The organism is Plasticicumulans sp., from assembly GCF_035331805.1.
Lineage (GTDB): Bacteria > Pseudomonadota > Gammaproteobacteria > Competibacterales > Competibacteraceae > Plasticicumulans.
In genome coordinates, this window is sequence record NZ_DAOLKE010000117.1 from 1 (window position 1) to 9,998 (window position 9,998).

At 68.6% G+C, this 9,998-nt stretch carries 10 protein-coding genes; 4 read left to right on the forward strand and 6 right to left on the reverse strand.

Annotation, left to right across the window (positions count from 1 at the left end):
• The first annotated feature begins 202 nt into the window (after positions 1–202).
• A complete protein-coding gene (locus PKE44_RS09955; RefSeq protein ID WP_324550620.1) occupies positions 203–409 on the forward strand; it encodes a SlyX family protein in 207 nt (68 codons plus the stop codon).
• A 39-nt stretch (positions 410–448) separates the two neighbouring features.
• Here the strand turns inward: PKE44_RS09955 and PKE44_RS09960 are convergent, their stop codons facing one another.
• Complete coding sequence (locus tag PKE44_RS09960; RefSeq protein ID WP_324550638.1) at positions 449–937, reverse strand: aminoacyl-tRNA deacylase; 489 nt, start codon at positions 935–937, stop codon at positions 449–451.
• Between the two features lie 163 nt (positions 938–1,100).
• On the opposite strand from PKE44_RS09960, the gene PKE44_RS09965 reads away from it, so the two are divergent.
• From PKE44_RS09965 to PKE44_RS09975, 3 genes are all read left to right on the forward strand, one after another.
• Positions 1,101–2,126, forward strand: coding sequence for a DUF882 domain-containing protein (locus tag PKE44_RS09965; protein ID WP_324550622.1), 1,026 nt, complete (start codon positions 1,101–1,103; stop codon positions 2,124–2,126).
• A gap of 183 nt (positions 2,127–2,309) precedes the next feature.
• The gene (locus PKE44_RS09970) at positions 2,310–3,932 is read left to right on the forward strand and encodes an MFS transporter (RefSeq protein ID WP_324550625.1); all 1,623 of its coding nucleotides are present in this window, start codon (positions 2,310–2,312) and stop codon (positions 3,930–3,932) included.
• The gene (locus PKE44_RS09975) at positions 3,929–4,363 is read left to right on the forward strand and encodes a MarR family transcriptional regulator (RefSeq protein ID WP_324550627.1); all 435 of its coding nucleotides are present in this window, start codon (positions 3,929–3,931) and stop codon (positions 4,361–4,363) included. Before PKE44_RS09970 ends, PKE44_RS09975 begins: the two co-directional genes overlap by 4 nt.
• 103 nt (positions 4,364–4,466) lie before the next feature.
• On the opposite strand, the gene PKE44_RS09980 is transcribed toward PKE44_RS09975, so the two are convergent.
• The 5 genes from PKE44_RS09980 to PKE44_RS10000 all read right to left on the reverse strand — a co-directional run bounded on the left by PKE44_RS09980 (position 4,467) and on the right by PKE44_RS10000 (position 9,842).
• A complete protein-coding gene (locus PKE44_RS09980; protein WP_324550629.1) occupies positions 4,467–5,750 on the reverse strand; it encodes a TRAP transporter large permease subunit in 1,284 nt (427 codons plus the stop codon).
• On the reverse strand, positions 5,747–6,391 hold the full coding sequence (locus PKE44_RS09985) for a TRAP transporter small permease (RefSeq protein ID WP_324550631.1): 645 nt from the start codon (positions 6,389–6,391) through the stop codon (positions 5,747–5,749). The genes PKE44_RS09980 and PKE44_RS09985 overlap by 4 nt, the downstream gene beginning before the upstream one ends.
• 91 nt (positions 6,392–6,482) lie before the next feature.
• Positions 6,483–7,496 (reverse strand): TRAP transporter substrate-binding protein, encoded by a 1,014-nt coding sequence (locus PKE44_RS09990; protein WP_324550633.1) that lies wholly within the window; start codon positions 7,494–7,496, stop codon positions 6,483–6,485.
• 269 nt (positions 7,497–7,765) lie between these two features.
• The gene (locus PKE44_RS09995) at positions 7,766–9,100 is read right to left on the reverse strand and encodes a dicarboxylate/amino acid:cation symporter (protein WP_324550635.1); all 1,335 of its coding nucleotides are present in this window, start codon (positions 9,098–9,100) and stop codon (positions 7,766–7,768) included.
• Positions 9,101–9,419: 319 nt separating this feature from the next.
• Positions 9,420–9,842, reverse strand: a complete 423-nt coding sequence (locus tag PKE44_RS10000; protein WP_324550637.1) for a hypothetical protein — start codon at positions 9,840–9,842, stop codon at positions 9,420–9,422.
• Positions 9,843–9,998: the final 156 nt, after the last annotated feature.

Here is a 9,998-nt window from a genome sequence, read left to right on the forward strand (position 1 = left end):
TGGCCTTCGCGCACCGGCGCGGCGCCGAGCGCGGCGAGTTCGGCGGCGAGCAGCGGTTCGACGCCGCGCGGGGCGGTCGCGAAAAACGGAAGATCGGCAGACATCGGCGCGGGTACCGGGCAGGCGCGGGCCGGCATTCTAGCGTCCGGCCGCGCGGCGGCTAGAATTCGCGCCCCCCGACCCGTACCCGGAGCCCGCCGCCGTGGACGAACAGCGCCTGATCGATCTGGAGATTCGCTACGCGCATCAGGACGCCGCGCTCAATGAACTCAGCGACCTCGTCTACCGCCAGGGGCGCGAGCTCGACGCGCTGCGCCGGCTGGTCGGCGATCTGCGCCGGCAGCTGCAGGCGATGGCACCGTCGAACATCGCGACCGCGGCCGAGGAAACGCCGCCGCCGCACTACTGATGCGGACTGATGCGGACTGATGCGGAACCGATGCGCACCTCAGCCGGGGATGCCGACCCGCACCGGCAGCGGTTTCAGCACCGTGCTCAAGACCGACGGCTCGATGCCGATCAGGTAGCCACGCTTGCCGCCGTTGATCCAGATGCGCGGCAGTTCGAGGATCGTCGCCTCGACGTAGACCGGCATCGCGTGGCGCGTGCCGAAGGGCGAGGTGCCGCCGACCAGATAGCCGCTGTGGCGGTTGGCGACCTCGGGTGCGCAGGGGGCGATCGAGCGGGCGCCGATCTGGCGCGCGAGCTCCTTCGTCGACACCTGCAGGTCGCCGTGCATCAGCACGATCAGGGGTTCATGCCGGTCGTCTTCCATGATCAGCGTCTTCACGACGGCGTGCTCGGGCAACCCCAGCGCATGGGCGCTGTGGGCGGTGCCGCCGCGCTCTTCATATTCGTATAAATGATCCGAAAACCCGACTTTGTGCTGTCGCAACAAGCGGATGGCGGCAGTGACGGGGGTTTTGGCCTTACTCATGAACATGATCTCAATCAAGTATTTGATGGATTACGATTTTGTAAAAAAGCAGCGGTATTGTTGCAAACCTGATACGAGTGTCGTTTTGAGAATTTAAGTTTGCGTCTGTGTGTAAATTTGTTTTAATAATCTCATAAAGTTTGTCGATTCGAGGTTCCGACGGATGACCACTTCCAAGAGCGTGTCGCTGCCGCTGATCGAAATCGATCAACCGCTGCTGGATGCGGCCGAGCCCTGCCCGCAGCGGCGCGGCTTCCTGCGCACCGCCGGCCTGCTGGTCAGCAGCCTGATCGCGCTGCCGGTGCTGGCCCGCAGCGCCGGCAACGGCAAGCATACGGTCAGCACGGCCCGCAGCACCGCAAAGTCCGCATCTGCGTCCACGGCCCGCACGTCCGCCCGCGCCGCAAAGCCGGCGGCCGGGGCCAGCGTGGCCGGTCGTGCCGCGACCGGCAAGCGCATGCCGGCGAAGCCGGTGATCGCGCTGCGTCAGGCGCCGGCCGGCAAGAGCAACCTGAAGATCCGCGTCGATGCCCGGGGCAAGCCGGTCGGCGGGCGCGTGGTCGCGCAGATCCGCGGCGGCAGCAGCTACAAGCCGCAGCTGCGCAGCACCGGCCGCGGCTATGTCGATCGCGGCGAGCAGCGCATCGGCCGTGGCAGCATCGTGGCCGACACCCGCGGCCTCGAAGCGCCGGGCATCATCACCGAGTCGAAAACCGCGTCGACCGAGAGCCTGTTCCGCAACGGCGACCGCGTGCTGTCGCTGTACGCGCCGGGCACCGGCGAGAGCGTGCGCGAGGTGTTCTGGACGCCGAACACCGGCTACCTGCCGCAGTCGATCAAGGAAATCTCCTGGGCGCTGCGCGATCACCACAACGACGAGTTCCGGCTGTTCGATCCGCGGGCGCTCGACATCCTGTACGCGATGCAGCTGATGCTGCAGCGGCCCGAGACCCACATCATCTCCGGCTACCGCTCGCCCGAGACCAACGCGCTGCTGCGCGAGGAATCGCGCGGCGTCGCCAAGAACAGCTTCCACATGCAGGCGCGCGCGCTCGACGTGCGCATGCCCGGCCTCGGCGTCGGCCAGATGCGCATGGCGGCGCTGAGCCTGCGCGCCGGTGGCGTCGGCTATTACCCGCGCAGCAACTTCGTGCACATCGACTCCGGCCCGGTGCGCAGCTGGGGCTGATCCCCGCGCCGCCTTGCCGTGCGCTGCCGACGCCGCCCCCCGGGGCGGCGTCGTCGTTTCCGGGGCAGGACAAGCACACACCGGTGCATGGCAGCCATGAGCCTGATTTGATCGATCAATGATTGATCGGTCAATCATCCGGCGCGATGCTGGCGGCCTTTCCCCCGCCGGAGTCCGTCGCCGATGTCCGCCGTCCCCCTCGCCGGAACCGAGCCCGTGCCGGCCGCCGGCACCGCCGCGCCTGCCGGCCTGTACGGCGCGCAGGCCCTGCGCGCGATGCTCGGCATCGCGCTGGTCGCGATGCTGGTTGCGCTCGATCAGACCGTGGTCGGCACGGCGATGCCGACCATCGTCGCCGAGCTGCGCGGCTTCGAGCAGTTCGCGTGGGTCGCGACCGCCTATCTGCTGAGCTCGACGACGCTGCTGCCGGTGCTCGGCCGGCTCGGCGACCTGTTCGGGCGCAAGCCCTTCGTGATCGCGGCGATCATCGTGTTCACCGGCGCCTCGGCGCTGTGCGGACAGGCCGGCTCGATGCCGGCGCTGATCGCGGCGCGTGCGCTGCAGGGCGTCGGCGGCGCGATGATCATCGCCACCGCCTTCACGAGCATCGCCGACCTGTTCCCGGACACCGCGCACCGGCTGCGCTGGCAGGCGCTGATGTCGAGCAGCTTCGCGCTCGCGAGCGGCATCGGGCCGGTGCTCGGCGGGCTGCTGACCGAGCACTTCGGCTGGCGCTCGGTGTTCTACGTCAACCTGCCGCTCGGGCTGCTGGCGCTGGTGCTGGTCATCGCCTATCTGCCGCGCAGCCGCGGCACGCGCGCCGAGGGCGCCGGCTTCGACCTGCCCGGTGCGCTGTGGCTGAGCGGCGGACTTGCGGCGCTGCTGCTGTGGGTCGAACTCGGCCAGCGCGCCGGCGCGTGGTTCGCCGGTGCGCTGCCGCTGTGGCTGGCCGGCGGCGTGCTGGCGCTGCTGCTGTTCGTGCGCCGGCAGCTGCACGCCCGCCATCCGCTGCTGCCGCTGCGGCTGCTCGCGATCCCGCGCGTGCGCCGCGTCGTGCTCTGCGCGCTCGCGGCCGGGGCCGTGATGTTCGCGGCGCTGTTCTACGCCCCGCTGCTGCTGCAGGGCGCTTATGGCCATTCGCCGCACGAGGCCGGGCTGATCGTGACGCCGCTGGTGCTGGCGATCGCGCTCGGCAGCCTGATCAACGGCCGGCTGTACGGGCGGCTCGCCGATCCGGAATCCCTGCTGCTGCCCGGCTGGCTGCTGCTCGGGGCCGGCGTGCTCGGCGTGCAGGCGGTCGGCGCGCAGACCTCGGCGTGGCTTGCGGCCGGCGCCTTCCTGATGTGCGGGCTCGGACTCGGCTTCCTGTTCCCGAACTTCACGCTGCTGGTGCAGACCAGCGTGCCGCGCGCTGAACTCGGCGTGGCGACGGCGCTGGTGCAGACCGTGCGCGCGCTCGGCAGCATGGCCGGCACGGTCGTGCTCGGCGTGCTGGTCACCGGCACCTGGCGCACGGCGATGGACGCCGCCGGCAGCGGTGCCGGCGCGCAGGCGCTGCGGCCGCTGTTCGCCGATCCGCAGCTGCTGCTCGATCCGGCCGGTCTGCATCAGGCCACGACGCTGGCGGCGCGCCTGCCGGACGGCCCGGCGCAGCTCGCGCAACTGCTCGATGCCGCGCACCGGGCGCTCGCGGCCGGCATCCACCTCGGCCTGCTGCTCGCGGCCGGGCTCGCTGCGCTGGTGCTGGTCGCGCTGCTCGCCGGCCGCTGGCGGCGGCGCGGCCGGGTGGCGGAGGCGGGGACATGAGCCAGTCTGCTTCCGCGCTGCAGCACATGGTGCGGCTCGCACAGCGGCTGTCGACGGCCTTCGAGGCGGCGGTCGGCATGCATCTGGCGCGCTGGCGCATCCTGAACCACCTGCACGAGCACGGGGCCAGCACGCAGAAGCACATGAAGACGCTGATCGGCGTCGATGCCGCGGCACTGACCCGGCAGCTGCAGCTGCTCGAAGCCGAAGGTCTGGTGCGCCGGCGCAGCCATCCGGACGACCAGCGCCTGACCGAGGTGGCGCTGACCGCGGCCGGGACCGATCGCCTTGCCGCCGGGCGCGTGGCCCGCGATGCCTTCGTCGCGCGCCTGCTGGCCGGCCTCGATGCCGAAGCGCTCGCGGCCTTCGAGGCGACGCTTGCGCACATCGGGCGCAACCTCGATGCCCGGACGCAGGAACCCGACGCCTGACCCGCCGCAGCCGGGCCGGCGGCGGATGGTGCAGCGTGAAAAACCGAAGGCCCGGCTTCGCCTGCCGGGCCTTCGCAGAGGGGTTGCGTCGATCAGCCGCGCATCACATGACGCCGAGCAGCTTCGGCAGCGTCAGCGAGATCGCCGGCACGTAGGTCACGATCACGAGGAAGACCAGCATCGTCAGCAGCCACGGCCACACGGCGATGGTCAGCTCGGTGATGCCCATCTTGGTGATGCCCGAGGCCACGTACAGGTTCAGGCCGACCGGCGGATGACACATGCCGACCTCCATGTTGACGACGATCAGGATGCCGAAGTGCACCGGGTCGATGCCGAGCTGCATCGCGATCGGGAACAGGATCGGCGCGAAGATCAGCACGATCGACGACGGCTCCATGACGTTGCCGGCGAGCAGCAGCACGATGTTGCACATCAGCAGGAAGGTGATCGGGCCGAGGCCGCTGCCGATCATGATCTCGGCCAGCGTCTGCGGGATCTTCTGGTCGGTCATGATGAAGCTGAACATCACGGCATTCGTGATGATGTACAGCAGCATCGCCGACATGTTCGCCGAACTGAGCAGCACCTTCGGCACGTCCTTCAGGCCCATGTCCTTGTAGATGAACACGGCGACGATGAAGGCGTAGACGGCGCTCATCGCCGCGGCCTCGGTCGGCGTGAACAGGCCGGCGTAGATGCCGCCGATGACGATGATGATCAGCAGCAGGCCCCAGACCGACTCGCGGAAGGCCTTGATGCGCTCCTGCATCGTCGCCTTCGGCTGGCGCGGATAGCCGAATTTCTTCGCGCGGTACCAGGTCGTGAACGCCAGGAAGCCGGCGAGCATCAGGCCCGGCACGACGCCGGCCATGAACAGCGCGCCGACCGAGGTGTTGGTCGCGACCGAGTACATGACCATGACGATCGACGGCGGGATCAGGATGCCGAGCGCGCCGCTGGTGGCGATGACGCCGGCACCGAAGCGGTTCGGGAAACCCTGCTTCAGCATCGCCGGCAGCAGGATCGAGCCGATCGCGACCACGGTCGCCGGCGAGGATCCCGACACGGCCGCGAACAGCGCGCAGGCAATGACGCCGGCCAGGCCCAGGCCGCCGTGCCAGTGCCCGACCATCGAGGTCGCGAAGTTGATCATCCGGCGCGCCACGCCGCCGTGGGTCAGGAAGTTGCCGGCGAGGATGAAGAACGGGATCGCCATGATCTCGAACTTCTCGATGCCGGTGAACAGCTTCAGTGCGACGGTCTGCACGTCGGTGTTCGTGAAGCCGAACAGGAAGGTCAGCACCGTCAGGCCGAGCGAAATCGAGATCGGCATGCCGGTCAGCATCAGTCCGAACAGCAGTCCGAAGATGATCAGGGCATTCATTGCGGCTTGCCTCCGTCTTCAGGCTTGCGGATCGGGTGCGACATCTCGCGCGGGTGCAGGTCGTCGTCGAGTGCGAACCAGTTGATGTCTTCGGGCTTGTCGGGATCGTCGACGCCCTCGACGTGGCCGTGGTCGTGGTGCGGCAGATCGCCGGTGCGGTGGAAGGCCCAGGCCACCTGCAGGAAGCGGAAGCACATCAGGTAGGAGCCGAGCGGGATCGCCATGTACAGGATCCACGCCGGCCATTCGAGCACCTCAGTCGTGCTGCCGGTGTGCATCACGTGCGCGACCAGCCCGGCGCCGAAGGTGCCGACAATGCCGGTGAAGGTCGCGCCGGCGAGCAGCCCGAACAGCACGAACTTCGCGCGCATCGGCGTCGACAGCCGGTTGATCAGCACGTCGACGCCGACGTGGATGCCGGTGCGCACGCCGTAGGCGGCGCCGAACTTGGCCATCCAGATGAACATGAAGATGCAGAGCTCCTGCGCCCACGAGAAGTCGAGCGACAGCAGCCAGTCCTGCAGGCCGGGGATGGCCATGCCGGCGAGGTAGCGGTGCACGACGCTGACGAACACGATCAGCGTCGCACCCGCGATGAGGAAGGCGATCAGCCATTCCTCCAGGTGATCGAGGAATTTCATGCGGGGGTCCTCCGCGCACAACGGGTCGGGCGGGGCGCCGGCCGGCGGCGGCAGGGCCGCCGGGCCGGCGAGGTGCGGACGCGGGGGCGGCTTACTTGATCGGCGCGCCGGCGGCAGCGGCTTCCTTGTAGAAGGCGTCGATCAGGTCCTTGCCGACGCGCGAGGCGACCTCGGCATGCACCGGCAGCAGTGCATCACGCCACTGCTTCAGCTCGGCATCGGTCGGCGTGTAGACGGTGGTCTTGCCGGAGGCCTTGATCGCTTCGAGCGCGTCGGCGTTTTCCTTCTCGGCGATGTCGTTCGCGTACTTGGTGGCGTCCTTCATCGCGCCTTCGAGCGTCGTGCGGATGTCGGCCGGCAGGTCGTCCCAGAACTTCTTGTTGACGATGACCGCGTAGCCGAGATAGCCGTGGCGCGTGACCGTGGCGTCCTTCTGCACCTCGTGCATCTTCTGCGTGTACATGTTCGACGGCGGGTTCTCGGTGCCGTCGACGACGCCGGTCTGCAGCGCCTGGTAGACCTCGGAGAAGGCCATCACCTGCGGGATCGCGCCGAGCTCACGCATCTGCTTGTCCAGCACCTTCGAGGACTGGATGCGCACCTTCAGGCCCTTCATGTCGGCCGGCAGATGGATCGGCTTGTTCGCCGACATGATCTTGAAGCCGTTGTCCCAGTAGGCCAGGCCCTTGATGCCCTTGGTCTCCAGCTTGTCGAGCAGGCCGCGCCCGACCGGCCCGTCGGTGACGCGGCGCAGCACGTCGCGGTTCGGCAGGATGTAGGGCAGGTCGAAGACCTCGAATTCCTTGACGCCGAGCGGCCCGAACTTCGCGAGCGAGGGCGCGAGCATCTGCACGGCGCCGAGCTGCAGCGCCTCGACCTCCTCCTTGTCCTTGTAGAGCTGGCTGTTCGGGTAGACCTCGACCTTGACCGCCCCCTTGGTGCGCTCCTCGGCCAGCTTCTTGAAGTATTCGGCCGCCTTGCCCTTCGGCGTGTCCTGGGCGACGACGTGCGAGAACTTGATGAGGATCGGATCGGCCGCGTGGGCGAGCCCGCCGAGCGCCAGGGCGACGCCGAGGGTCAGGGTCTTGAGCGTGATGCGCAGCATGGGTTTTTCTCCTCGTCTCTAATAATTGGAATCTTCGGAACGATCGCGTTTCGGGCTTGGAGTGATGCCCCGGCCGCCCGGGGGGTGACGGGGCGGGTACGCAGGGGCCGCTGCCCGATGGCGGCCCGTGCGCCGGACAGCTTAGGACGCTGCCCGCGGTAATACCGGCTGACCGGCGGCAAATGCCGGTGAGCCGGACACGGCACGGACCGGTCGTGGACCGGTCCGCTGGGTTGCCCGGACCGCGAAGGGTCCGGGCGGGTCGGGCTTCAGACGGCCTGCGCCGGCGTCGCCGTGACCAGCGGTGCACGCTCGCCGTGCGCGTCGGCCTCGATCTCGGCCTCGACGTTGGCGCGGCCGTCGAGATGGGCGTGCAGCGCCGTCTCGTCGAGTTCCTTCTCCCACTTGGCGATGACGATGGTCGCCACGCCGTTGCCGATCAGGTTGGTCAGCGCGCGCGCCTCGGACATGAAGCGGTCGATGCCGAGGATCAGCGCCAGACCGGCGACCGGGATCGTGCCGATCGAGGCGAGCGTCGCCGCCAGCGTGACGAAGCCCGAGCCGGTGACGCCGGCCGCGCCCTTGGAGGTCAGCATCAGCACGCCGAGGATGGTCAGCTCCTGCGTCAGCGTCAGGTCGATGTTGCAGGCCTGGGCGATGAAGATCGCCGCCATGGTCAGGTAGATCGAGGTGCCGTCGAGGTTGAACGAGTAGCCGGTCGGGACCACGAGACCGACCACCGGCTTCGAGCAGCCGAGGCGTTCGAGCTTGTCCATCAGCCGCGGCAGCGCCGATTCCGAGGACGAGGTGCCGAGCACGATCAGCAGTTCTTCCTTGATGTACTTGATGAACTTCCAGACCGAGAAGCCGCAGGCGCGGGCGATGGCACCGATGACGCCGAAGATGAACAGCAGGCAGGTCGCGTAGAACGCTCCCATCAGCAGCGCCAGGTTGCCGAGGGTGTGGAAGCCGTACTTGCCGATCGTGAAGGCCATCGCACCGAAGGCACCGATCGGGGCGACCTTCATGATGATGTTGACGACGCCGAACATGCCGTGCGCGAACTGGTCGATCATCTTCACCAGCGGCCGGCCCTTCTCGCCCATCGCCGCCAGCGCGAAGCCGAACAGCACCGCGAAGAACAGCACCTGCAGGATCTCGCCCTTGGCCAGCGCGTCGACGACGTTGGTCGGAATCACGCCCATCAGGAACTCGACCGTGGTCTGCGACTTCTGCGCGGCCGTCGTGTAGGTCGCGATCGCCTTGGTGTCGATCGTCGCCGGATCGGCGTTGATGCCGGCACCCGGCTGCGCGAGGTTGACGATCAGCAGGCCGATCGCCAGCGCGGCGGTGGTCACCAGCTCGAAGTACAGCAGCGCCTTGCCGCCGACGCGGCCGATCTTCTTCATGTCTTCCATGCCGGCGATGCCGACGACGACGGTGCAGAAGATGATCGGGGCGATGACCATCTTGATCAGCTTGATGAAGGTGTCGCCGAGCGGCTTGAGATCGGTGCCGAAGCCCGGGTTGTAGTGACCGACGGCGACGCCGATGGCGATCGCCACCAGCACCTGGAAGTACAGACTCTTGAAGATCTTCGGCATGGCTCGTGTGCCTCTCCGCGCTAGCTGGTGGGTGCCGGTCGTCGCCGGCTCGCGGAAGGCTGTACTGCACGGCATGTGCCATCAATGGCAAGTGATTGAAAATGCCGTTTTAATTGCGATCATCTGCGAAATCGGAGGGTTTGTTTTTCATGATGTGCAAGCTGTGTGCGGGCTTCCGGAACGCCGTTTCCTGCCGCGATGCGGATATCCGCACACTCGGCCGGCCAGTGCGGGGAAAGGGCGGCCCGGCGCGCTGTCCGGCGCAGTCCGGCGGCCGTCACGGGCGGAATTTCACACAGCGGGCCGGGATGCCCGCGGTTCAGCGTCCGGCGTCGCGCCGGCGTCTGGCCTCGGCGATCAGCCCCGACAACTCCTCGTCCTCGCCGATGCCGCGCGCGATCTCGTAATGGCGCAGCGCCCGCTCGAACTCGCCGCGCGCCTGCGCCTGCCGGCCCCAGCCGATGAAGCGCGCGCGGATGCCGGCGATGCCGGCGAGCGCCTCGGCGTTGCCGGGCGCGAGCTTCAGCACCTGCCGCCAGGTCTGCAGCGCGTTGTCATCGGGCGGCTGCGTGTAGCGCATGCCGGCGTACTGGCTGCGCGCCTGCACGAGCAGCGCACGCACGGCGCTGGCGACGGCATCCTCGGCCGGTGCCGGTGCCGGTGCCGGTGCCGGTGCCGGGGGGGCTGCGGCATCGCTGCCCGGTGATCCGCCCGCACCGGCTTCTGCCCCGGGCGGGACCACCGCCGCCACTGCCGCCGGTGACGCTTCCTGCGCCGGCGCTGCGCGGGTGGTGGCGGCCGGCGTGACTGCATCGTCTGCCGATGCGGCCGGCGGCATGACCGGGTCAGGGCCCGGCGCTGGAGCCGCTTCCGTCACGGGCTGCGCCGGCGCGGCCGG

Excerpts from the sequence above, each read along its gene's own strand:
- PKE44_RS09985 (WP_324550631.1), bottom strand. The coding sequence starts at position 6,391 with ATGAAATTCCTCGATCACCTGGAGGAATGGCTGATCGCCTTCCTCATC.
- PKE44_RS09990 (WP_324550633.1), bottom strand. The coding sequence starts at position 7,496 with ATGCTGCGCATCACGCTCAAGACCCTGACCCTCGGCGTCGCCCTGGCG.
- PKE44_RS09960 (WP_324550638.1), bottom strand. The coding sequence starts at position 937 with ATGAGTAAGGCCAAAACCCCCGTCACTGCCGCCATCCGCTTGTTGCGA.
- PKE44_RS09995 (WP_324550635.1), bottom strand. The coding sequence starts at position 9,100 with ATGCCGAAGATCTTCAAGAGTCTGTACTTCCAGGTGCTGGTGGCGATC.
- PKE44_RS09980 (WP_324550629.1), bottom strand. The coding sequence starts at position 5,750 with ATGAATGCCCTGATCATCTTCGGACTGCTGTTCGGACTGATGCTGACC.
- PKE44_RS09965 (WP_324550622.1), top strand. The coding sequence starts at position 1,101 with ATGACCACTTCCAAGAGCGTGTCGCTGCCGCTGATCGAAATCGATCAA.
- PKE44_RS09975 (WP_324550627.1), top strand. The coding sequence starts at position 3,929 with ATGAGCCAGTCTGCTTCCGCGCTGCAGCACATGGTGCGGCTCGCACAG.
- PKE44_RS09970 (WP_324550625.1), top strand. The coding sequence starts at position 2,310 with ATGTCCGCCGTCCCCCTCGCCGGAACCGAGCCCGTGCCGGCCGCCGGC.